Consider the following 23,336-nt stretch of genomic DNA (forward strand, 5'->3'; position numbering starts at 1 on the left):
GCTTTCTCATGTGGGCCGGTGAAAATATATCTGTGACCGACTCACCCGAAGCCCGCCTGCTGATCGTCGAGGATGAACCCAACATCCTCGAGCTCCTGGCCGCGAGCCTGCGGTTCGCCGGGTTTGGGGTGAACACTGCTGGTAATGGCACGGACGCCGTCGCCGCCGTTCAGCGGCACCGTCCTGACCTCATCGTGCTCGACGTCATGCTCCCCGACATGGACGGATTCGACGTCGTGCGGCGGCTGCGCGGCGGCGGCAGCGACACGCCCGTGGTCTTCCTCACCGCGCGCGACGCCACCGAGGACAAGATCCGGGGGCTGACCGCGGGCGGGGACGACTACGTGACGAAGCCGTTCAGCCTGGAGGAGGTCGTGGCCCGGATCCGGGCCGTGCTCCGCCGTACCGGCGCCGGAGACCTGCTCGCCCGGATGCCCCGGCTCGTCTTCGCCGACATCGAGCTCGACGAGGAGAGCCACGAGGTGTGGCGCAAGGGCAAGGCCGTGGCGCTGTCGCCGACCGAGTTCAAACTGCTGCGCTACTTCATGGCGAACGCGGGACGTGTGCTGTCCAAGGCGCAGATCCTCGACCACGTGTGGGACTACGATTTCCGGGGTGACGTCGGGATCGTGGAGTCCTACGTCTCCGTGCTCCGCCGCAAGATCGACAACAGCGATCCCCGGCTGATCCACACCCTGCGCGGAGTCGGCTACGTACTGCGTCTGCCGCCGGTTCCGTGATGCTCCATCGGCTGCGTGGTGTGTCCGCGAGGAGTTCCGTGATGCTCGGTCCCCTACGCGGTGTGTCCGCGAGGGGTTCCGTGATGCTCAGCGGGACCCCGCTACGGGTGAAGCTGATCGCGGTCATCCTGATCCTGCTGACGATCGCGCTCACGCTCATCGGCATCGGCAGCGTTTCGATCATGCACGGTTACCTGATCGCCCGCGTCGACAGCCAGATCGACATAACCGTCGACACCGCGCTGCGCCGCCTGAGCCGGGGCTCCGAGACCCTGATCGGCAAGCCGCTGCCACCCGACGCCAGGCTGGAGCTCCGCGACCGGGACGGCAAGGTCGTCGTTCTGCTCAGCGGTGTCGACGTGGAGGGCAGGCCGGGGCCCAGCCTCCCCTCGGGGGTGCACACCCGGTCGTTCAACGTCGACGAGTGGCGGGTTCGCGCGATCCCGCTGCAGGACGGCGGAAGCCTCGTCGTGGCGGTGGACACGGCGGAGGTCCGGCAGATCGTCGGCCAGCTCGCCCTGGTGGAACTGCTCGGCGGAGGCGGGCTGATGCTGGTGCTCGCCGGAGTGGGCGTGGTGATCATTCGGAGGAGCCTGCGCCCGCTGGGGGAGATCGAGCGCACCGCCCAGGCCATCGCCGCCGGAGATCTGAGCCGCCGCGTCCCCGACACCGACCCGCGCACCGAGGTCGGTCGCCTCGGCCAGTCGCTGAACGGCATGCTCACCCAGATCGAGACCGCCTTCCGTGCCAGGTCGGAGTCCGAGTCCTCGGCCCGCCGGTCGGAGGAGCGCATGCGCAGGTTCGTCGCGGACGCCTCGCACGAGCTCCGCACGCCGCTGACCTCGATTCGCGGCTTCGCCGAGTTCTACCGGCAGGCGCCCGGCATCGACGCCGCACCGCTGATGCGCCGGGTGGAGTCGGAGGCGGTCCGGATGGGTCTGCTGGTCGACGACCTGCTGATGCTCGCCCGGATGGACCAGCAGCGGCCGATGGCCATGCGACCGGTCGACCTGCTCGCCATCGCCGCCGACGCCGTCCACGACGCCCGCATCCTCGCCCCCGAGCGCGAGGTCACGCTCTCGGTGGACGGTTCCGCGCTCATCGTCTCCGGCGACGAGGTACGGCTCCGCCAGGTCGTGGGCAACCTGATGACAAACGCGCTCACCCACACCCCGCCGTGCACTCCCGTACGGCTGACGCTCCTGGCCCAGGACGACATGGCCGTCATCGAGCTGGCCGACGAGGGTCCGGGTCTCACCACCGAGCAGCGTGAGCGGGTCTTCGAGCGGTTCTATCGCGTCGACTCCGCCCGCGGCCGCCGCACCACCGACGACGGTGGCAGTGGGCTCGGCCTGTCCATCGTGGCGGCCATGGTCGAGGCTCACGGCGGCACCGTCGCCGTGGAGTCAGACCTGGGCAAGGGCTCGACGTTCCGCGTGGTCCTCCCGCTCGCCCCCGAACTGGACTGACCCGGGAACCTTCTGCTCACTCCGGTCAGGTTGACCTGACGGTCCTCCCACCTGGCCCGGGGTACCTCCCGCTTGTTCGCGGGTGGACCGACCTGGGACATGTCCCGCTCGTTCCCGGACCGATCTGGCGACTCTCCTACTCGCTCCGGGCCGGACCGGCCCGGAGCACATGCCGCTCGCCCCGGGCCTTTCGACCCGGGGCGTGTTTCACGAGGTGCTCGGAGCGGACCCAGGCCAACTGCTGTCCGGGAACTCCCCGGTGGCCGCGCCGCCGGGAAGCACCACCCGGTCGTTCTCGGAGAGCCCGGAGGTGATCTCGACGTACTGGTCGCTGCGGACCCCCATCTCGACGACGCGTTCGGCACCGCCCTGGACAGTGACCTGGGAGGTTCCGTCCTTGGTCCGTACGGCGCGGGCCGGGACGTAGAGCGCCCCTTCCGACTCGGCGACGGTGACCGTGACCGTCGCGGTCTGGCTCACCATGAGGTTGGCCGGAGCCTTGTCGAAGGCGACCGTGACGCCGTACCTCACGAGCTGGTCGGTGTTGGTCGCGGTGGGCGCGATGTGGGTCACCGTACCGGTGTACTTCTCGCCCTCCCGAGTGGCCAGCGTGATCGCGGCCCGCTGTCCCAGCTTCAGTTTGCCGATGTCCGACTCGGTGAACAGCGCCTCCACCTGGAGCTCGTTGAGGTCTCCAAGGGTGATGAACGAGCCGGTGTCCGCAGCGTCACCGACGGCCCCGGCCACGGACATGACGGTCCCATCCGCGGGAGCGATGATCCGCACCCCCTTCAGTTCCTCCGTGGCGTCGGTGAGGTCGGCCCGTGCCTGCTTCACGCGGGCCTCGGCCTGGTCCACGGTGAGTGCTCCGCCCTGCCCGCCTCCGGCTCCCTGACCATCTCCGGAGCTCCGGCTGCCGCCGGCGTTCGCCTGAGCGTTGGCGCTGGTCTGACCCGCTCCCTGGCCTGCGCCCTGTGCCGGGTTCTGTCCCGCACCTTGGGCTGCGCCCTGCCCTGCGCCTTGCGCCGGGTTCTGCCCTGCGCCTTGGCCGGAACAGGCGCCGGTCGGCTTCGGGTTGGTGCTGGGCTTGGCGGTCGTGGCCGGCTTGGTCGGCGTACCTGGCCCCGTGCCCCCACCCGGTCCGGACGTCGGATTGGAGGTGGGTTTCCCGGTGCCCGTGCCTGTGCCCGGCGGCGTCGCGGTCACGGTGACCGTGGCGGTAGCCGTCACCGTCACCGTGGGGGTCGCCGTCACGGTGACGGTGACCGTCGGTGTGGGACGGGGTGAGCCCCCGCTGGGCGTCGGGGTCGGGGTTGGTGTCGGCGTAGGGGTCGGGGTTGGCGTTGGCGTTGGCGTTGGCGTTGGGGTTTTCGTATGCGTTCGCGTTTGCGTGGAGGTTGTGGTCGAGGTCCGCGTGGGCGTCGGAGTCGGCGACCACTTGGTCTCGGCCTGGGTTTGGGCCTGCGCCCGGGACTGGGGCTTGGCCTGGCTGGGGGCCTTGACCTGAGCCTTGATCGTGGCCGTTGCCGTGGGGGTCGGCGTCGGCGTCGAGGTCGGCCTGAAGAAGTAACCGGCGGGTGCGATGCCACCGGCTTGAACCACCGTCGTAGGCCATTGCGAACCGGCCGGCGCGGGTGCGCCGCTCGGTGCGGCGGTGGGGGTGGGCCTGGGCGCCCCGGTCGGGGCAGCCGTACCACCCGGACGGGACGCAGTCGTGGGGGCGGAACCGGGGATCCCGGTCTGGGCGGCCGTGCCGCCCGGACGAGGAGTGGGAGTGGCACCGGCCGGCGCGGTCGGTGGGCAGCTCGCCTGCGGAGTCGCGCCGGATCTCGACCCGCCCTGTCCTGCACCTGCACCTTGACCTGCGCCCTGCGCCGCGCCCTGGCCCTGCCCTCCCTGGGCCTGGCTTTGGGCCGGAGCCGTCGTCGGCGTACTTCCGGCCCCGTCCAGCGCCTCCTGAGCCGCCGCGAGCTGTGCCTTCGCCGCGTCGTAGCGCTCGCGGGCGGGTGCCGAGCCGATCCTGGCGAGTACGTCGCCCTTGTCGACCTTGTCGCCGGCCTTGACGTAGACCTTCGTGACCGTGCCCGCCCCGCCGAAGCCCAGCTCCCTGGTGCCGTCGTCCACGGTGTTGCCCGCGGCGGACACCGCGGCGATCACCGTTCCGCGCTTGGCGGCGGCGAGTTCCACCTGGGGGGCCTGGCTCGAGCCGTCGTCAAGCGTGTAAATCACGCCCGCGCTTACGAGGACGAGGGCGGCCAGGGCAAGTCCTCCCGTACGCAGGGGCTTCGGGAGCTTGGTCGGTCTCATGTCGAACCATCCTGGCCTGCCCGATTCACTGCATCCTCACAAATGGCTGAAGGTTTCCTGTGCATCAGAGGTTTAAAACCTGCTTATGCAGCAAATCTTCAGCTACAGCCGGGGTAAGCCCAAGCCTGGTAGGCCAGGGTCGGACGCTGTGAAGTTGTCCACCAAGCGCAGAGCGCTGATCATGAACGGGGCCCTCGGTGTCCTGTTGCTGGGCGGCGCGGGTATCGCCTACTCCTCTCTCGGAGTCGGAGGGGGAACCTCCACGGCCGACGCGGCGGTGCGGACCGTACCGGTGACCCGCGGAACGGTGTCCGCCTCGGTGTCCGCCTCCGGAACCGTGGCCAGCGCGAAGGCGCGGTCACTCAACTTCGGCTCGAGCGGCACGGTAGAGAAGGTCTACGTCGCGGTCGGGGACAAGGTCACCGCCGGGCAGATCCTCGCCCGCCTGGATGACGCCTCCGCGTCGGAGAGCCTGGACGCGGCCGCCGCCGCTCTCGACTCCGCGGACGACGACACCTCGACCGCCGCCGCCTACGCCCAGTACGTCACCGCCAGGAACACCTACCGGGAGGCGCAGCGCACGGTGGCGGGCACCGTCATCAAGGCGCCGTTCGCCGGTACGGTCACGGCGGTCAACGGCGCGGCCGGGGACTCGTCCGGCTCATCCGGTTCGTCCGCGAAGGCATCCACTTCCAGCGCCACCGGAGCCTCCGGTGGCGCCAGTGGCGCCAGCAGTGCGGCAAGCGGCTCCACCGGTTTCATCGAACTCGCCGACACCAAGAAGCTCCAGCTCGTCGGCAACTTCACCGAGTCCGACATCACCAGGCTCAAGGTCGGCCAGGCCGCCTCGATCGGGTTCGACGCGCTGACCGGTGTCACCGCGGAAGGCAAGGTGACCCAGATCCAGCCGGTCGCCGCCACCAACAACAACGTGGTCCAGTATCCGGTGACGATCTCCTTCACCAAGGTGCCGAAGGAGGTCCGGCTCGGTCAGACCGCTACGGTCAAGATCATCGTTGAGGAGGCCGAGGACGTGCTCGCCGTCTCCTCCACGATGATCTCCACCGTGGGCGGCCGGAGCACCGTGACCGCCCTTCAGGACGGCAAGAAGGTGCCCGTACAGGTCGAGCTCGGGATCAAGGGCGACGCGCTCACCGAGATCAAGTCCGGGCTCCAGGAGGGCGACCAGCTCATCCGCCCGGCGGCCACCGGGTCCACCCAGCAGGGTGGTTTCCCCGGTATCGGCGGCGCTGGTCTCGGCGGCGCTGGAGGCGGTGGCGGCCGTGGCGGGGGCGGGTTCGGCGGCGGCGGTGCCGGCGGCGGCGCGGGCGGACTCGGCCGGTGACCGCCCCGGTCCTCTCCGTCCAGGACATCGTCAAGGTGTACGGCCAGGGAGACGCGGAGGTCCGCGCCCTGCGCGGGATATCCCTCACCGTCGAACGTGGCGACTACGTGGCCATCATGGGCGCCTCCGGCTCCGGCAAGTCCACGCTCATGAACATTCTGGGCTGCCTGGACGTGCCGTCCTCGGGTCGTTACCTCATCGACGGCACCGATGTCGGGGCGCTGGACGAGCACCAGCTCGCCGTCCTGCGTAACCGGAAGATCGGGTTCGTCTTCCAGTCGTTCAACCTCATTCCCCGGATGAGCGCGCTCGCCAACGTCGAACTGCCCATGGCGTACGGCGGGGTCGGGGCGGCCGAGCGGCGGGCCCGTGCGCTGGCGGCCCTGGAGCAGGTCGGCCTGACCGACAGGATCCACCACGAGCCGAACGAGCTCTCCGGCGGCCAGCAGCAGCGGGTGGCCGTGGCCAGGGCACTGGTCACCTCGCCCGCGCTCCTGCTCGCCGACGAGCCGACCGGCAACCTCGACACCAAGTCCACCGGGGACGTGCTGGCGATCCTCGACGAGCTGAGCGGGTCGGGCAGAACAATTGTGATCATCACCCATGAGGACGACGTGGCCACGCACGCCAAGCGGGTCATCCGCCTGGTGGACGGGCGGATCGTCGAGGACCGCCGCCAGGCCCCGGCCGACGGTCTCCCGCCGCGCATGCTGGAGGTCACCTCGTGAGCCGGCTTGAGATCCTGCGGTTCGCGCTCCGCGGCGTGTCCGCCAACAAGCTGCGCAGCTTTCTGACCACGCTCGGCATCCTCATCGGGGTGGCGGCGGTGATCCTGCTGGTCGCCTTCGGCGAGGGAGCCTCGCAGACCATCCAGAAGAGCATCCAGCGGCTCGGCGCCAACACCCTCACCATCTCCGCGTCCTTCACCGGGGGCGGCGGGGGCGGGGGCGGGGGCGGCGGCCGTGGCGGGGGCGGTGCCGGGCAGAACACGGGGCCGCGCACGCAGGCCAAGCAGCTCACCCTGGACGACGCCAAGGCCCTGGCCGACCACGAGCAGGTGCCGTCGGTCAGGAGCGTGTCCCCGGTGGTGACCTCGTCCTCGGCCACGGCCGTCTACGAGGGCGTCAGCCATGCGATTCCCCAGCTCGTGGGCACCTACCCGAGCTATTTCGAGGCGACGAACAAGTCCGTCGGAACCGGCGCCTACTTCGTCAACGACGACGTGCTCGCCGCCAGGAAGGTCATGGTGATCGGGCAGACCGTGGCCGATGAGCTGTTCGGCACGGCGAGCCCGATCGGCAAGCAGATCGCCGTCTCCGGGGTGCCGTTCACGGTGGTCGGGGTGCTCAAGGAGTCGGGTTCGGCGGGCGCGCAGGACGCCGACGACGTGGCCATCGTGCCGCTGCCCGCCGTACAGCAGAGCCTGACCGGGTTCGGCCCGCTGGGGTCGATCGTCGTGCAGGCGACCGGCTCCGACACGACCGATTCGGCCCAGGCCGAGGTGACCGCGGTCCTCGACCAGCGGCACGGCATCACCCCCACGAGCACCGCGGACTACCGGATCCTGAACCAGGCCACCCTGCAGGAGACGGTCAGCTCGACCGTCGGCATCTTCACCGCCCTGCTCGGCGCGGTCGCCGGTATATCCCTGCTGGTGGGCGGGATCGGCATCACCAACATCATGCTGGTCACCGTCACCGAGCGGACCAGGGAGATCGGCATCAGGAAGGCCATCGGCGCGCCCAGGAGCGCCATCCTCGGCCAGTTCCTGCTGGAGGCGACGGTGCTGAGCCTGGTGGGCGGCCTGTCGGGCGTCGTGATCGCGTTTGTCGGCACCCGGTTCTCGATCGCCGGCATCGAACCCGTGCTCGTGCCCTCCTCGATCGCGCTGGCCCTCGGCGTATCCGTAGGCATCGGCCTGTTCTTCGGTGGTTACCCGGCCAACCGGGCGGCCAAGCTCCGGCCCATCGAGGCCCTGCGTCACGAGTAGCGGCCCGTACGGCTTACACAACGCGAGTGCCTGTACGGCTTAGGCAAGGAGAAGGACATGGGCGACAATCAGGACGATACGGTCTCGAATGGGAAGCTGCTGGAGACCTCCCCGTTCACGGGTGACCTGGAGAACGAGCTGGCGGCCCGGCCGCGGCGCCGTTTCTCCACGCTCACGGTGGTTCTCGCAGCCGGGGTGATGCTCGTCGCCGGGGTGATCGTGGGAATCCAGGCGCAGAAGGCACTGGGCGGCTCGGACGCGCCCGGTGGTGCGGGCACCGCGCTGCGGCAGGGGGGCGGAGCCGGCGGCGGTGGTTTCGCAGGCGGCCAGGGCGGCCAGGGCGCTCAGGGCGCTCAGGGCGCTCAGGGCCAGGGTGGCGGCAGCCAGGGCAGGCAGGGCGGCCAGGGCGGTTTCGGGGGCCGGCAGGGCGGTTTCGGCGGGCTGACGGTCGGCACCGTACAGAAGGTGGACGGCGAGAAGGTCTACGTCCAGACCACGGACGGGTCCATCGTCATCGTGAAGACCACCGGTGATACGGCCGTGCGGCTCGCGAAGGAGGGCAAGGTCACCGATCTCAAGCCCGGTGGCACGGTGACCGTCCAGGGCGCCAAGGCCGACGACGGTTCGGTCACCGCGACCATGATCAATGAGGGAGGCGGTCGTCGGTGAACCCCCGACTCGGAGAGAGATGGTCGCCGGTGAACCCCCGCTCGATGAGGGAGATGGTCGCCGGTGAGTACCCGGCTCCCTGAAGACTTTTTTCGGGAAACGTTTTCCCAGGAAACGTTCAGCCATGGCTGAGCTACGTTCCAGCGGGGTGAGCGAGTCTCAGGGGGTGCTGGACAGAGTTGAGGCCCGATTGCTGGTTGTGGACGACGAACCGAATATCAGGGAGTTACTCTCGGCCAGTCTCCGTATGTCCGGGTTCGAGGTGGTGACTGCGGCGGACGGCCGGGAGGCCGTGCACTTCGCCGAGCGGATCCGTCCCGACCTGGTCGTGCTGGACGTGATGCTGCCCGACATGGATGGGTTCGCCGTGGCGGGGCGGTTGCGGGAGATGAGCGAGCAGATGCCCGTGGTCTTCCTGACCGCCAGAGACGGAACCGACGACAAGGTCGCCGGCCTGCGCCTGGCCGACGACTACGTGACCAAGCCGTTCAGTTTGGAAGAGGTCCTAGCCCGGATCCGGGCTGTGCTCCGCCGTACCAGGGGAGATCTCGACCTTCCCACCCGCCTGCAGGTCGGCGACCTGGAGTTGGACGAGGAGGCGCACCAGGTGTGGCGGTCGGGCGTCGCGGTGCGGCTGTCGCCCACCGAGTTCAAGCTGCTGCACTATTTCATGGTCAACACCGGCAGGGTGCTGTCCAAGGCGCAGATCCTGGACCACGTCTGGAACTACGACTTCGGCGGCGACGCCGGGGTGGTGGAGTCCTACGTCTCCTACCTCCGCAGGAAAGTCGACACGGCTGAGCCGCGACTTATCCACACCCTCCGTGGAGTGGGATATGTCCTGCGACAGCCGCATAGTGATTGAATTTTCAGCTGATATTCAGGTTCGCCGGATGTGACGCTGAGTTTCAGATGTTCCAATGGGCTTCGCATAACCCCCGATCACCCCGGATCCGCGAGGTGGGTTCGGGCTCGCCTCCAGCTGCGGGGGAGACGAGTCCGGTATAGCCCCACGTGAGAGCCGGGGGCGCGCCCCACCGCTTTACCGAGTTCGCCCCCGTAACCCGGTCGAGCGGTGGGGCCATTTCACGTATAGGGGGCTTCCGGGCGGGCAGGATCGATCCTATGAGTGGGAACGATGGTTTGCTTGGGGCGCTGCGGGAGTTGCGACAGCACCTCGACCGTGATCTGTTCCCTCTCGCGATCGGCAATGTCGAGACCGACCGGCGGGCGCTGCGCGAGCTGACCGGCCAGCTCGACGACTATCTGATCCCTCGTCTGAGCGTCATCGACGCGCCGCTGCTGGCCGTCGTCGGCGGCTCCACCGGGGCGGGCAAGTCCACGCTGGTGAACTCCCTGGTCGACGAGGACGTCTCGGAGCCCGGCGTCCTGCGGCCCACCACCCTGGCCCCCACCCTGGTCACCAACCTCGCCGACCGCGAATGGTTCGCCGCCCAGCACGTCCTGCCCGGCCTGCCGCGCGTGACGGGGAGCGCCAGGGGCGAGCCGGGCACGCTCCGGGTGGTCACCTCCTCGATCCTGCCGCCGGGGCTGGCCCTGCTCGACGCGCCGGACATCGACTCGGTCGTCACCGCCAACCGCGAGCTGGCGGCCCAGTTGCTCGCCGCCGCGGATCTCTGGCTGTTCACCACCACCGCCGCCCGTTACGCGGACGAGGTTCCGTGGGGCTTCCTCCGTCTGGCCAGGGAGCGGAGTACGGCTCTGGCCGTCATCCTGTCCCGGGTTCCGCCGGAGGCCCTGGGCGTGGTGAAGAAGGACCTGGCCCGGTTGCTGGAGGCCAACGGGCTGGGCGGGACAGAGCTGTTCGAGGTGCCCGAGCTGGTGCTGCCCGAGGAGAACGCCCGGCTGCCGCGTTCGGCGGTCCAGCCGGTCGTCGACTGGCTGACCGCCATCGCCGCCGACGCCCAGTCCCGCGCCGACGTGGTGCGGCAGACCCTGTCGGGCGCCCTGGGAAGCCTCGCCATCCGGGTTCCCGCGCTCGCCGACGCGGTGGACCGTCAGCACGCCGGGGCGAAGGAGCTCCGCTCGATGGCGGACGCCTCCTACGCCGTGGGGCTGAGCTCCTTCGACGAGGGCATGCTGGACGGGTCGCTGCTGCGGGGAGAGGTGCTGGCCCGCTGGCAGGACTTCATCGGCACCGGCGACCTGATGCGTTCGCTGGAGAGCCGGGTGGGCCGGCTCAGGGATCGCGTCGTGGCGCTGTTCACCGGGCGGCCCGCACCCGAGAGCGAGCTGCGGGTCGCGCTGGAGAGCGGGGTCGAGGCGCTGATCAGGTCCTCGGCCGACAGCGCCGCCGAACGCCTGCTGGACTCGTGGTCGTCGCACCCGTCGGGGCGCGCCCTGCTCGGGGAGGCGGGGGTCGCCACGGTCGGACGGCTCGGCCGGGCCTCGGCCGAGCTGCGCGTGAAGGCGGAGGCGGCGGTCAGGGACTGGCAGGGATACGTGCTCGAACTGGTCAGGGAGGAGGGTGCGGAGAAACGCACCACCGCCCGGGTCACCTCGTTCGGGGTCAACGGCGCGGGGCTGCTGTTGATGCTCGCCGTGTTCGCCTCGACCGGCGGCCTGACCGGGATCGAGGTCGGCATCGCCGGAGGCACCAGCGTGCTGAGCCAGAAACTCCTGGAGGCCGTCTTCGGCGACCAGGCCGTACGGACCCTCACCGTCAAGGCCCGCGTCGACCTGCGGGCCCGTGTCGCCGCGCTCCTCGGCGCGGAGGCGACTCGCTTCACCGTCCTCCTCGACGCCGTGGAGCCCCCCGAGGGCGCGGCCGCGGCCCTCCGCGCCACCGCGCGTGCCGTACAGGATCATCTGCGTGAGCTTCCGGTCGGAGAACGCCAGGGCGCGCTCCCCGAGGGCGGACGCCAGGACGCGCTTCCGGAGGGTGGGCGCCAGGGCGCGCTCCCCGAAGGACGCCGGGCCGCGCTTCCGGAGGGTGGGCGTCAGGGCACGCTCCCCGAAGGACGTCGGGCTGCGCCTCCCGGGGAGGGACGCCAAGGCACGGTTCCCGAAGGGCATCAGGCCACGCCTCCCGAGGAGGGCCGTCAGGGCACGATCCCCGAGGGGGTCGAGTTTCCTCCGGCGCGGCCCATACTCCCGGACGACGATCCGCAGGCCGTACGAGAGCGCGGCCGGACCCCCGATGCCGTTCGCCGCATGACCGGTGGAGAGGCGGACGAGGCGTGAAGCTGTTGCGTCGCAAGAAGTCGGTGTCGCTGGACGACAGGCTGGCGGGGCTGGAACAGGCCGCGGACCTGGCCGACGGGCGGCTGGGGGCCGAAGCGGTCTCCGAAGCGCGTTCGGTGGTCTCCCGCGCCGGGGTACGGCGGAGCCTGTCGGTCGACCACACCGCGGTCGCGCTGGCCGGGGCCACGGGCAGCGGCAAGTCCTCGCTGTTCAACCTGCTGTCCGGCACCTCACTCGCCACGGTCGGGGTCACCCGCCCGACCACCTCGATCGCGCAGGCCGCGCTCTGGGAGGGGACGGGGGCGGGGTCGTTGCTCGACTGGCTGGAGATCCCCCGCCGCCACGAGGTGTCGGACGTCCCTCCCGCGATCGCGCCGCGGACCCGGAACGGCGGGCAGGCGGGGATCGCGTCCCGTTCGGCGATCGGGGAAACGGGAATCGCGTCTCGTCCGGCGGCCGGGGAGATGGTTGGCGCGATCGATCCGTCGGACGGGGAGGCGGCCGGGCTGATCCTGCTGGACCTGCCCGACCACGACTCGATCGAGCTGTCGCACCGCCTGGAGGTGGACAGGCTCGTCGAGCTGGTCGATCTTCTGGTGTGGGTGCTCGACCCTCAGAAATACGCCGACGGGGTCGTGCACGAGCGGTACCTCCGGCCGCTGGCCCGGCACCGGGACGTGATGGTCGTCGTGCTCAACCAGATCGACCGGCTCTCCCCGGCCGCCGTGGAGCGGTGCCTGAAGGACCTGCGGAGACTGCTCGACGACGACGGGCTGACCGGGGTGCCCGTGGTCGGGGTCTCCACGCGCACCGGGGCCGGTGTCTCCGAGCTGCGTTCCCTTCTTACCTCCCGGGTCTCCGACCGGCGGTCCTGGGCCACCCGCCTGGCCGCCGACGTCGGCACGGCCGCGGACACGCTCGTCAGGGCGTCCATCGGCATGGGCACTGCCGATGAGCCGTCGCAGGAGATCACCGGTGAACCGGCCGGCTCCGTCGCTGTCTCCGGCTCCGGCCACGGTGGCGGTCGTGGTTCCGGCTCCGATGCCGGAGCTGATCGCGGTTCCGGTCGGGGTTCCGGGTCTGGAGCCGGTCGAGGTTCCGGTTCGGACGCGGAGATGCCGGTGAACCCGCCGGAGGTGTCCGTGGACCGCCTGGCCAGGCCGCTGACCGACGCGCTGTCGGAGGCGGCAGGGGTGCGGGTTGTCGTCGAGGCCGTGGCCAAGGCCCATCGCCATCGTTCGGTCGCGGCCACCGGCTGGCCGATCACCCGGTGGATCCGCCGGTTCCGCCCCGACCCGCTCCGCCGCCTCCACCTGGGCACCTCCCCGAATCCGCGCTCCGGCGACGCTGTGGGACGCAGCTCCATGCCCGCCACGACCGTCGTCCAGCGTTCCCGTATGGACACCGCGATCCGGGAGGCCGCCGGGGTCGCCTCGGCGGGACTGCCCAGGCCGTGGGCGGTGGCCGTACGGCAGGCTGCGCGGTCACACGGAGACGAGCTGGAGGACGGTCTGGACCGGGCCGTGGCCGCCACCACGCTCGGAGTCTCCAGGCGGCCCAGATGGTGGCGGGCGGTCGGGCTGGCGCAGTGGCTGGTGCTCGCGGCCATGATCGCGGGCGGGGTATGGCTGCTCGGCCTGGTCGGAATGGACTATCTACGGCTTCCGCAGCCGTTCCTGCCGACCGTGGGCGATCTGCCCTGGCCCACCTTCCTGCTGATCGGCGGCGTCCTCCTCGGGCTGGTGATCGCGTTGCTCTCCCGGGTGGCCGCCTGGCTCGGCGGCCGGCGCCGCGCGCGCAGAGCGGCCAAGGCGCTCCGCGCGAGTGTGGATCAGGTCGCCCGCAAGCTCGTGCTGGAACCCGTGGACGGGGAGCTGTCCAGATATCGCCGGTTCGTCGAGGCGATCACGGTGGCCCGGGACGGGGGCTGAGGGGCGGGCGCACGGCCTGGTTTCCCGGCTTCCCGCCGCCGGGCCCGCGGTACTGGATCCGTCATCTCCGGGCGGTGTCAGGTCTGACGAAGACGATGTTCGGCCCGTCGGCGAGATCTCCGATGTGACGGGAACGGGCGGTTCCTTTCGCGTCCAGTGCTCTTGACGGCGTCTCCGACCTGGTCGTCCAGGACTCACGTGTATCTGGTGACACGCCCGTATCTGGTGACACGCATCGGCTTCGGCATCTCAAGGCGATATCGAGCTTTCCGAGGCCCCGTACCCACCTGCCAAAGGTAAAAGATTTGTTCATCAAAGGCCTACGCCGCAAGGGATTTCGTTGGGTCGGCATGACGATGCCTTGCATCATTCAACCCTCATCGCTTACCTTCGGGATCTCGGGCATACGTATATCCAGCCAAGTTATGGCCTCAGCCAAATTGTGGCGCGGATAGTGCTCTGATCATTACCGAGACCGTGGTCTCGTCCCGCAGAGATTTCCGTCGCGGGATGAGCGCGGCTGCCGAGTCCGTGCGTTCACGGAGCCGGGGACCCAATCTTCTGGGGTGAATCGCGGCCCATTCCACATGGCGTCGCGTAGGGCACTTCCACGCCCGAACCCGTCAGCTAACCCGGTAGGCGGCATGGAAGCTAGGAGTTGATCCCCGCATGTCCAAATATCGTTTTCCCCGTTCCCTCATGTCCGCGATGGGTGCGACCGTTGTCGCCGGCGCGGTTCTCGCCGCCAGCCCGGCCCTGGCCTCCAGCCTTTCCGTGAAGACCGTGAGCGGTGCCGTTCAGACTGCGGCCGGGGCGCTTGCCGCGCCGGTCAACCTGGGGCGGACCGCCTCCCTCAACGGGGTCCACGCCGAGGTGTCGACCTACGGCCAGGACGTCTCCAATTACCAGGCAGACCATGACTGGAATGCCAGCCCGGCCAAATTCGGCATCGTCAAGGCCACCGAGGGACTGGATTTCCGCGACAAGGCATTCGCCCGGCACTGGAGCCAGCTGGCCAAGAAGGGCATCGTGCGCGGCGCCTATCACTTCGCTCATCCCGCCAACAACCCGATCGCCGAGGCTGACTTCTTCCTCTCGGTGGTGGACCAGCAGCCCATCAAGCCCGGCGACCTGCTGGCACTGGACCTGGAGACCACCGACGGCAGGTCCGTCAGTGAGGTCAACGCCTGGGCCAAGGCCTGGCTTGCCCGCGTCCAGGCCAAGACCGGCGTCAAGCCGATGGTCTACAGCAGCTGGAACTTCGCCAACACCTACGGCGCCGGTCTGGCCCAGTATCCCCTCTGGGTGGCCTTCTACAGCGGTGGCATCGTCACCCCGCCCGCCGACTGGAAGTCCTGGGCCATTCACCAGTATTCCGAGACCCCCATCGACCAGGACGTCTCCACGTTGACTCCCAATCAGCTGCGCTCCCTCGGCCGCCCCGCCTGAGGGTGTCCGTTCAGGCCCTCTCCTCGGGCCGGATCGAGAGGATCAGGTCCGCGACCTTTTCCGGGTGCTCGCGCTTGACCGTCCGGAGGTCGAAGCCGTTCCACAGGGACACCAGGTAGCAGCCGGAGCGCGCCCCCATGGTCACCGTGGCGAACACCCATCCCGCGCCGCTGTGGACGATCAGCTCGGGGGCGTATCTCCTGCTCTCTCCCAGCGGATGGAGGCCGCCGGTCCCGAGCAGTCTGAGGCCGATCGTGTGGGCGGCGTAGGCGCGAACTCCCCGGGCCTTCAACAGCCGCTGCACGACGGCCAGCGCCATGTCGTGCTGCTCCGCCGTCGTGTCGGTCACGGAGTCTTCACGGTCTTTTGTATCCCCGGTGGGGGATGCTGTCATTACTCGTACGAGTGCCACGTGGACCCCGCCCCTTCTGCCCTCCGCATTGCCCCGGTAAATAACGATTCGTCGTTAGTTAGGTCTCCGGCCGCTTCCGAGGAAATGCATACCTCTCTTCCAGTGAAGAGTGCCGCACCACACCTACGTTTGGTAGGCGGTTCGTCACCACAATCGGCCTTCAATGATGATTGTGTGTTCTGTAGGACTGGCGGGATGGCCGTGGGATCGCGTCGTTCAGGGCGCTGGGGGCCGACCGTCGTCACGGCCACGAGAACGGCCGTCGCGAGAAGGAGGATCCCCACGTCGGCCGTCGAGGCCGAGGATCAGCCCTGCGCGGCGGTACGCCGGTGCCGGAGCATCACGACCTGGGAGTCGAACATCCGCGACTCGACGAGTTCGAGGTCGACCCGGTGGCTCTGCTCCTGGAAGACCGGCTTTCCGCCGCCCAGGATCACGGGGTGGACGAAGATCTGGTATTCGTCGATCACTCCGTGCTCCGTGAGGTGGGAGGCCAGCGCGGACCCGCCGAACAGCAGCAGCGTGGTGCCGGACTCCTTGAGCGCGGTCAGCTCCTCGACGACGTTCTCGCCGATCACCCGGGTGTTCCAGTCGGCCTTCTCCAGCGTGCGGGAGACCACGATCTTGGACGCCTCGCGCCAGATCGGGGCGTAGGCCAGGGTGTGTTCGTGCGTCGAGTACTGCTCGGCCTTCGGCCAGAAGTTCGACATCATGTCCCACACCACGCGTCCGTAGAGGAACACCTTGTCGCCGCCGGACAGCTCCTGCGAGTAGGCGGACAGTTCCGGATCCATCCGCGGCCAGTCGAACTCGCCGTTCGGGCCCTCGATGAAACCGTCGAGGGACTGGTGTACGAAGTGGATGAGCTTGCCCATGATGGGTCCCGTCTCCGTGGATCTCTCGCGCTCTCGAAGCGCGCCGTCACCTGAGAGTCGGAGCCGTCGCCGGGTCCTCGACATCCGGCGACGGCTTTCCTCGAAAGTTTTTCACTCCTCATCCCGGCACGACGAGCGGCGGGAGACACCGGCGGGACATCCGGTCGACGGCATGGCGCAAGCCGGATGGAAGGCGGCGTGAGCTGCGACCATACGAAAATCGATATCAATATCTGACTGATATCGATATTGGACATCGATGAAACCTGTCTGGTTTGCTCTCCCCTTCTGCTGGTCGAGAGCAAGGACATGGAATGGGACACTCCCACGCTCGCCGTTTCCCCTCGGCGCTGAAAGCGACCGCGCTGGCGATCTCCCTCCTGGTGGGCGGTGCCGCCTACGGGGTGGACACCGCCTCGGCCGCGGGTCGTGCGGCTCCGTGGGCCGGGACGGAGAGCGGGCGTACGGCCCTCGACGCTCTTCGGGCGCCGGCGTCCCGCGAGGCCGAGGCCCGCCGACAACTGCGCGCGCTGGAGGCGTCCTTCAAGGGCCGCATCGGTGCGTACGCCCTGGACACGGCCACCGGAAAGACGGTCACCTACCGGTCGGGCGAACGCTTCCCGCTGCTGTCCACCTTCAAGGCGTCGGCGGCCGCCGCGGTGCTGCACAAGGCCCGCACGTCGGATCCGGGGCTGATGGACAGGGTCATCCACTGGAAGAAGAGTGAGGTGAAGGCGAACTCGCCGGTCACCGAGAAGCATGTGAAGGACGGGCTGAGCGTCGCTCGGCTGTGCGAGGCGGCCATCACCCAGAGCGACAACACCGCGGGCAACATGCTGCTGAAGCAGATCGGCGGACCGGCGGGTCTGACCAGATATTTCCGCACGCTGAAGGACCCGGTCTCCCGTCTGGACCGCTGGGAGACCGAGCTCAACGAGTGGACCCCCAAGGAGAAGCGGGACATCACCACCCCCGCGGCCATGGGCCGGAACCTGCGCGGGCTCGCGACCGGCGCCGCGCTCAACGCGAAGGACCGTGCACGGCTGAACGGCTGGCTACGCGCGAACAAGACCGGTGACGAGCGGATCCGCGCCGGACTGCCCGCGACCTGGACCATCGGCGACAAGACCGGGACCACCACGTCCTACGGGGCGGCGAACGACATCGCCGTCGTCTGGCCGGGCAAGGGCGCCGCGCCGCTGATCATGGCCATCTACACCAACCGCCGGGCCGCCGGCGCCCTGAGCGACAACAAGGTCATCGCCGACACCGCCGCCATCCTCGCGCGCGGCCTCGGCAAGCTCCCCTAGCGTTCGGCGCTCGCCTCTCAGCTCAGTACGGTGTCCAGGAGCAGTGACCCGGCGCCCAGCAGCGCCGCGTCCGGGCCCGAGCGCGTGACGGCGATCTCCAGGTCGCGGGTCGCCAGGGGCAGGCAGCGTTCGTAGACGGCGGCGCGGATCGATGAGATCAGCGGTTCGGCGGTGGACAGGCTGCCGCCGACCACGATGGCGTCGGGGTTGAGGAAGTTGACCAGGACGGTGAGCACCTCGCCGATCAGGCGTCCCGCGTTTCTGATCAGGGCGGTGGCCTCGGGCACCCCGTCGTCGACGAGGGCGACAAGATCGGCGGGCCGCCGTACGGCGATGCCCTGCTCGGCCAGGGCGCTCATCAGGGCGGCGCCGCTCGCGTAGGCCTCCAGGCAGTCGGGGTGGCCGCAGGAGCACATGACGGAGGAGTCGGTCCTGACCCGGACGTGGCTGATGTCGCCGGCCGCGCCGCGTCCCCGGTGCAGGCGGCCGTTGACGATCACGCCGCATCCGATGCCGCTGCCGGCCTTCAGCACCATGAGGTTGTCGCAGCCGGGCCACGCGCGGGCCTCGCCGACGGCCAGGAGGTTGGCGTCGTTCTCGACGAGGACCGGCAGGCCGTAGCGCGCGTCGAGATACTCGGCGACGGGGAAGTTGTTCCAGCCGGGCATGCGCGAGGGGGACACCACGCGACCGCTGGCGGGGTCCACGGGACCGGGGATGCCGGTGCCGACCCCGCGCAGGGGAGCGCCGGACGGGCCGTGGGCCAGCAGCAGCTCGTCGAACGAGGCCGCCATCCAGTCAAGGGTCGCCTCGGGGCCCAGCGCTATGTCGCAGGGGCGCTCCTCGACGACCAGCGGGGTGCCGCTGAGGTCGAGCAGGCCCAGACGGGCGTGGTGCGCCCCGAGATCGGCCACCGCGAGCACCCCGGCGGTGGAGCTGACCTGCAGCCGCCGTGGCCGCCGCCCGCCCCGCGAGGTGCCCGACCCCTCCTCGACGAGCAGGCCGGTGTCGATCAGCTCCTCGACCCGCAGGGACACGCTCGACGCCGCCAGGCCGGACAGGCGGGCCAGCTCGGCACGCGACTCGGCGTGGCCGTTGGCGACGAGACGCAGAAGATCGCCCTGCGCCCCCCGCACGGGCAGCCTCTCTTTGCCTGACATGGACAAGAGGAATACCACGTCTGTACTTACTACGGCAATCCGTTGACTTACAGCGGAATCATCCGTTACCTTCCGGTTTGTCTTCGATTTCGAAGGAAGATGCAATGACTCAGGCTGATCACAAAGGATGGTGGGCCCGATGGTGTCCCTGAAGCGGATGGCCGCTGTCGCCGCCGTGTCGATGATCGGCCTCTCGGCCTGCGCCGGCACGGACTCGGGCAGCTCGGCGGTGCCGGGCGCGACCAAGAGCGGTAGTGACCTGCTCGCCGCCGCGCCGGTGGCGGCTGCGGCCGACATCCTGCCCGGCTCCACGATGGAGAAGATCAAGCAGCGCGGCGAGCTGATCGTCGGCGGGTCGCTCGACGCTCCGCTGCTGTCGCAGCAGAACCCGGTGACCGGCGAGATCGAGGGATTCGACGCCGACATGGGCAAGGCGCTCGCCAAGTACATCATCGGCGAGCCCAAGGTGAAGATGGTCAACGCGGCGTCGGAGACCCGTGAGGCGCTGCTGGGCAATGGCACCGTGGACGTCGTCCTCCAGACCTACACGATCACCCCGGAGCGGGCCGAGCAGGTCGCCTTCGCCGGGCCGTACTACTCCTCGGGCCTGACCATCGCGGTCAAGAAGGGCGCGACGGGGATCGCCAAGCCTGAGGATCTGAACGGCAAGACGGTCATCGCCGGAGCCAACACGCCGGCCATCCCGGCGATCAAGAAGCTTGCGCCGCAGGCGAAGATCGTGACGTTCGGCAGCGACCCCGAGTGCATGCAGGCGCTCAAGCAGGACCGCGGCGTCGCCTACGTCCAGGACGAGACGCTCCTCATCGCCAACGCCCAGAAGGACCCGTCGGTCCAGATCATCGGCTCGCCGTTCACAAGCGACCCGTACGGCATCGGCCTCAAGCACGGCGACGACCAGTTCAAGAAGTTCGTCAACGACTGGCTGCTGAAGATCCAGGCTGACGGCCTCTGGCAGAAGACCTGGAAGAACTCCCTCGGCACGGTCGTGCAGGGCGAGGCTCCCACCCCGCCGCAGATCGGATCGGTTCCGGGGTCCTGATGTCCGCCTTCCTGGATCACCTTCCCGAGTTCTGGGAGGGGCTGATCGTGACCCTCCAGCTGATCGCGGCGTCGTTCGCCGGCGCCGTGGTCGTGGGGGTCGCGATCACGGCCATGCGGGTCAGCCCGGTCGGTGTTCTTCGCGGGATCGGTACGGCCTACGTGGAGACCTTCCAGAATCTGCCCCTCCTCGTGCTGCTCGTGCTGGCGGTCTTCGGCCTGCCGGAGATCGGGATCAAGGCGAGCCTGCTCGTGACGGCCGTCGTGGTCATCGCGCTCTACGAGGCGGCCTACATCGCCGAGGCGCTGCGGTCCGGCGTCAACGCGATCGCGGTGGGGCAGGGCGAGGCGGCACGCGCGCTCGGCCTGACCTTCGGCCAGTCCCTGCGCCACGTGGTCCTGCCGCAGGCACTGCGCACGGTGATCCAGCCGATGGGCAACATCTTCATCGCGCTGGCGATGAACACCGCGCTCGCCGGCGCGGTCGGCGTGGTCGACCTGACCGCGGCCGCGAACCGGGTGAACCTCATGGAGGCCCAGCCCATTCCGATCTTCATCGGGGCGGGCCTGGCCTACGCGCTGATCGCCGCCTGCGCCGGGTTCGTCACCGGGCGGCTCGAACGACGGCTGGTGATGATCCGATGAGCCTCGAACGACGGCGGGTGAGGGCGCGATGAGCAGCCTGCTCTTCGACGAGCCGGGCCCGCGTGCCCGGCGCAGGATCCGCATCGCGACCGTGGTGGGGGCGGTCGCGGTGCTCGGCCTGCTGGCGCTGGCCGTACGCCAGTTCGCGGCCAACGGTCAGCTCGACGCCGACCGCTGGCAGCCGTACGCGACGTGGCCGATGTGGCGCTACCTGCTGAACGGGCTCTGGTCCACCGCGCTGGCGGCGGTCGTCTCGGCCGCGCTCTCGATGGCGGCGGGGCTGATGCTGGCCCTCGGACGGCTGTCGCGGCGCCGGTGGGTGCGCCTGCCCGCCGCCACGTACGTGGAGGTCGTGCGGACCGTCCCGGCGTTGCTGCTGGTCTACCTCGTGCTGTTCGCGCTGCCCAGGTACGGGCTGGACCTGCCGCTGTTCTGGAAGCTCGTGGTGCCGCTGTCGGTCTCGAACGCGGCGGCGTTCGCGGAGATCTTCCGCGCCGGGATCGGATCCATCGAGCGGGGTCAGAGCGAGGCGGGCCTCGCGGTCGGCCTCACCTACGGCCGGACGATGCGCCTGATCGTGCTGCCGCAGGCGGCCCGCAGGGTGCTGCCCTCGATCGTCAGCCAGTCGGTCGGACTGCTGAAGGACACCTCGCTCGGCTTTGTGGTCAGCTACGCCGAACTGCTGTACAGCGGCAAGGTCCTGGCGACCTACAACGGCCTGCTCATCCAGACCTACATCATCGTCGCGCTGACCTACCTGGTGGTCAACGCGTCCCTGTCCAAACTCGCCCGCGTCCTCGAAGCGCGCACCCCGCAAGCCCGCCGGCCGCGAAGGAGCCTCATCCGTGCCTGAATCCGTCCCGCCATCTTCCGGACCTGTCCCGCGTGCCGACGGAGTCCCGGTCTCCGAGAGGCTTTCCGGACTCGTTTCGCTCGTCGAGGGGCCTTCCGGATTCGTTCCGCTCGCCGATGGGAGCTCCGGCCTCGTCTCGCCCGCCGGGGGAGACCCCGGGTTCGTCCCGCTCGCCGAGGTGGTGCGCTCCGGATTCGTCGAGAGCGTGCACTTCGGCAGCGCCGTCGGCCTCGCGCCCGACGGCGCTGCGGTCGTCGCCCGGGGCCGGGTCGGCGCGCCGGTGCTGCCGCGCTCGTCGGCCAAACCGTTCCAGGCGCTCGGGTGCCTGCTGTCCGGAGCCGACCTGCACGGCCCGCGCCTGGCGATCGCCGCGGGCAGCCACACCGGTGAGGACTTCCACGTACGGCTGGTCGCCGAGATGCTCGGCGAGGCCGGGCTCGGGTTCGACGCCCTCGGCTGTCCCGTGGACTGGCCGGAGGACGAGGCCACCCGGCACGGGCTGATCAGGAACGGCCTGCCGGCCTCGCGCGAGCGGATGAACTGCTCGGGCAAGCACGCCGCGATGCTCACCGCGTCCGTGGCCTCCGGCTGGGCCGTCGACTCCTACCTCGACGCCGCCCACCCCGTGCAGCGCCGGATCCAGGCCGTGGTCGAGGAGCTGTCGGGGGAGAAGACGGCCCACGTCGCGATCGACGGGTGCGGTGCGCCGCTCTTCGGGCTGTCGCTGACCGGGCTGGCGCGGGCCGTACAGGGGCTGGTCCGTGCCGAGCCCGGATCGGCGCCGCGGGCCGTCGCCGACGCGATGCGCGAATATCCCGAGTACGTCGGCGGGACCGGTCACGTGAACACCTCCCTGATGCGGGCGCTGCCGGGGGCGCTGGCGAAGGGCGGAGCCGAGGGCGTGCTCGTCGTCGCGCTCGCCACGGGGCACGCGGCGGCGGTCAAGGTCATCGACGGGAGTCCCCGGGCCACGACCGCGATCGCGCTGGCCGTGCTCCGGGCCGCGGGGGGCGACGTCGCGGCGGCTGCCGAGTTCACGACCGTTCCGGTGCTGGGCGGGGGCCTCCCGGTCGGCGAGATCCACGTTCTGGAGGAAAAATGAGTCTCACCTACGAGATCTGCATCGACAGCACGGCGGGTGCGCTGGCGGCCGAGCAGGCGGGGGCGCACCGGGTCGAGCTGTGCTCGGCGCTCTTCGAGGGTGGTCTCACCCCGACCCTCGGCACCGTCGAGGCGACCCTCGCCGCGGTCACGGCGATCCGCGTCCACGCGATCATCCGCCCTCGCGGCGGTGACTTCATCTATGACGAGTACGAGGTCGCGGCCATGGAGCGTGACGTCGCCACCATCAGGGACGCGGGCGCGCAGGGCGTGGTGATCGGGGTGCTGACGCCGTCGGGCGAGGTGGACGTCGAGGTGGCCAAGCGGCTCATCGGCGCGGCAGGAGGGCTCTCGATCACCTTCCACCGGGCCTTCGACATGACCGCCGACCCGTTCGCCGCCCTGGAGACGCTCGTCTCGCTCGGCGTCGACCGGGTGCTCACCTCCGGCCAGGACATCACGGCGTTCGAGGGCGCGCCGCTGATCGCCTCCCTGGTCGAGCGGGCACAGGACCGCATCGTCATCATGCCCGGGGGCGGGATCACCCCCCGCAACGTCGGCCGCGTGGTCGAGGCGACGGGGGTCAAGGAGATCCACTTCGCGGCCCTGGTGGACGCGCCCAGCCCCGCCGTCCACCGCAACCCTCACCCGTTCATGGGCGGCGAGCTGCGCCGGCCCGAGTACGCCCGCCTGGTCACCTCGCCGGGACTGGTCTCCGAGGTGATCGCCGCCTCCGGCGCCTGAGGGCCGCCACGCGGCAGGCCCTGCCCGCTCGGTGAGCACCGCGCGGGCAGGCGGAGTCCGGGACTTCAAGCGT

20 protein-coding genes and 1 riboswitch are annotated in these 23,336 nt (G+C 69.9%); of the genes, 16 read left to right on the top strand and 4 right to left on the bottom strand.

The window, feature by feature from the left end; genetic code table 11:
• Positions 1-8: 8 nt before the first annotated feature.
• Together CHC08_RS36255 and CHC08_RS36260 are read left to right on the top strand one after the other, a co-directional pair.
• Positions 9-740, top strand: a complete 732-nt coding sequence (locus tag CHC08_RS36255; protein ID WP_089211903.1) for a response regulator transcription factor — start codon at positions 9-11, stop codon at positions 738-740.
• Positions 741-781: 41 nt separating this feature from the next.
• Positions 782-2,209, top strand: coding sequence for a HAMP domain-containing sensor histidine kinase (locus CHC08_RS36260; protein ID WP_245878778.1), 1,428 nt, complete (start codon positions 782-784; stop codon positions 2,207-2,209).
• 207 nt (positions 2,210-2,416) lie between these two features.
• Here CHC08_RS36260 and CHC08_RS52575 read toward each other — a convergent pair whose 3' ends face one another.
• The gene (locus tag CHC08_RS52575) at positions 2,417-4,516 is read right to left on the bottom strand and encodes an efflux RND transporter periplasmic adaptor subunit (RefSeq protein WP_089211904.1); all 2,100 of its coding nucleotides are present in this window, start codon (positions 4,514-4,516) and stop codon (positions 2,417-2,419) included.
• A 148-nt stretch (positions 4,517-4,664) separates the two neighbouring features.
• Here CHC08_RS52575 and CHC08_RS36270 point away from each other — a divergent pair, with 148 nt between their 5' ends.
• The 8 genes from CHC08_RS36270 (at position 4,665) to CHC08_RS36315 (ending at position 15,104) form a co-directional block, all read left to right on the top strand.
• A complete protein-coding gene (locus CHC08_RS36270) occupies positions 4,665-5,861 on the top strand; it encodes an efflux RND transporter periplasmic adaptor subunit (protein WP_089211905.1) in 1,197 nt (398 codons plus the stop codon).
• Positions 5,858-6,589 (top strand): ABC transporter ATP-binding protein, encoded by a 732-nt coding sequence (locus CHC08_RS36275; RefSeq protein ID WP_089211906.1) that lies wholly within the window; start codon positions 5,858-5,860, stop codon positions 6,587-6,589. Before CHC08_RS36270 ends, CHC08_RS36275 begins: the two co-directional genes overlap by 4 nt.
• Positions 6,586-7,851 (top strand): ABC transporter permease, encoded by a 1,266-nt coding sequence (locus CHC08_RS36280; RefSeq protein ID WP_089211907.1) that lies wholly within the window; start codon positions 6,586-6,588, stop codon positions 7,849-7,851. Before CHC08_RS36275 ends, CHC08_RS36280 begins: the two co-directional genes overlap by 4 nt.
• 57 nt (positions 7,852-7,908) lie before the next feature.
• Positions 7,909-8,520, top strand: a complete 612-nt coding sequence (locus CHC08_RS48735; protein WP_179282413.1) for a hypothetical protein — start codon at positions 7,909-7,911, stop codon at positions 8,518-8,520.
• Between the two features lie 124 nt (positions 8,521-8,644).
• Positions 8,645-9,385: a response regulator transcription factor gene (locus CHC08_RS36295; protein WP_089211909.1), complete on the top strand. Its 741-nt coding sequence runs from the start codon at positions 8,645-8,647 to the stop codon at positions 9,383-9,385.
• A gap of 260 nt (positions 9,386-9,645) precedes the next feature.
• A complete protein-coding gene (locus CHC08_RS36300; RefSeq protein WP_245878779.1) occupies positions 9,646-11,724 on the top strand; it encodes an ABC transporter in 2,079 nt (692 codons plus the stop codon).
• The gene (locus CHC08_RS51935; protein WP_245878780.1) at positions 11,721-13,655 is read left to right on the top strand and encodes a GTPase family protein; all 1,935 of its coding nucleotides are present in this window, start codon (positions 11,721-11,723) and stop codon (positions 13,653-13,655) included. Before CHC08_RS36300 ends, CHC08_RS51935 begins: the two co-directional genes overlap by 4 nt.
• A 511-nt stretch (positions 13,656-14,166) precedes the next feature.
• Positions 14,167-14,312: riboswitch (cyclic di-AMP (ydaO/yuaA leader) on the top strand.
• A 12-nt stretch (positions 14,313-14,324) separates the two neighbouring features.
• Positions 14,325-15,104 (top strand): glycoside hydrolase family 25 protein, encoded by a 780-nt coding sequence (locus tag CHC08_RS36315; protein ID WP_089211910.1) that lies wholly within the window; start codon positions 14,325-14,327, stop codon positions 15,102-15,104.
• A gap of 10 nt (positions 15,105-15,114) precedes the next feature.
• Here the strand turns inward: CHC08_RS36315 and CHC08_RS36320 are convergent, their stop codons facing one another.
• Both CHC08_RS36320 and CHC08_RS36325 read right to left on the bottom strand, forming a co-directional pair.
• Positions 15,115-15,453, bottom strand: a complete 339-nt coding sequence (locus tag CHC08_RS36320) for a hypothetical protein (protein WP_089211911.1) — start codon at positions 15,451-15,453, stop codon at positions 15,115-15,117.
• A 368-nt stretch (positions 15,454-15,821) separates the two neighbouring features.
• On the bottom strand, positions 15,822-16,391 hold the full coding sequence (locus CHC08_RS36325; protein WP_089211912.1) for a dihydrofolate reductase family protein: 570 nt from the start codon (positions 16,389-16,391) through the stop codon (positions 15,822-15,824).
• Between the two features lie 314 nt (positions 16,392-16,705).
• On the opposite strand from CHC08_RS36325, the gene bla reads away from it, so the two are divergent.
• On the top strand, positions 16,706-17,701 hold the full coding sequence (gene bla / locus CHC08_RS36330; protein WP_089211913.1) for a class A beta-lactamase: 996 nt from the start codon (positions 16,706-16,708) through the stop codon (positions 17,699-17,701).
• A gap of 17 nt (positions 17,702-17,718) precedes the next feature.
• On the opposite strand, the gene CHC08_RS36335 is transcribed toward bla, so the two are convergent.
• Complete coding sequence (locus CHC08_RS36335) at positions 17,719-18,861, bottom strand: ROK family transcriptional regulator (protein WP_245878781.1); 1,143 nt, start codon at positions 18,859-18,861, stop codon at positions 17,719-17,721.
• A 139-nt stretch (positions 18,862-19,000) separates the two neighbouring features.
• On the opposite strand from CHC08_RS36335, the gene CHC08_RS36340 reads away from it, so the two are divergent.
• The 5 genes from CHC08_RS36340 (at position 19,001) to CHC08_RS36360 (ending at position 23,263) form a co-directional block, all read left to right on the top strand.
• Positions 19,001-19,921: a glutamate ABC transporter substrate-binding protein gene (locus tag CHC08_RS36340; RefSeq protein WP_089211931.1), complete on the top strand. Its 921-nt coding sequence runs from the start codon at positions 19,001-19,003 to the stop codon at positions 19,919-19,921.
• On the top strand, positions 19,921-20,565 hold the full coding sequence (locus CHC08_RS36345) for an amino acid ABC transporter permease (RefSeq protein WP_089211915.1): 645 nt from the start codon (positions 19,921-19,923) through the stop codon (positions 20,563-20,565). The genes CHC08_RS36340 and CHC08_RS36345 overlap by 1 nt, the downstream gene beginning before the upstream one ends.
• A gap of 28 nt (positions 20,566-20,593) precedes the next feature.
• Positions 20,594-21,418: an amino acid ABC transporter permease gene (locus tag CHC08_RS36350; RefSeq protein WP_089211916.1), complete on the top strand. Its 825-nt coding sequence runs from the start codon at positions 20,594-20,596 to the stop codon at positions 21,416-21,418.
• A 178-nt stretch (positions 21,419-21,596) separates the two neighbouring features.
• Positions 21,597-22,520, top strand: coding sequence for an asparaginase (locus tag CHC08_RS36355; protein WP_089211932.1), 924 nt, complete (start codon positions 21,597-21,599; stop codon positions 22,518-22,520).
• Entirely contained in the window at positions 22,517-23,263 is a 747-nt protein-coding gene (locus tag CHC08_RS36360; RefSeq protein WP_089211917.1) for a copper homeostasis protein CutC, read from the top strand. Before CHC08_RS36355 ends, CHC08_RS36360 begins: the two co-directional genes overlap by 4 nt.
• Positions 23,264-23,336: the final 73 nt, after the last annotated feature.

Source organism: Streptosporangium subroseum (assembly GCF_900188345.1).
Lineage (GTDB): Bacteria > Actinomycetota > Actinomycetes > Streptosporangiales > Streptosporangiaceae > Streptosporangium > Streptosporangium subroseum.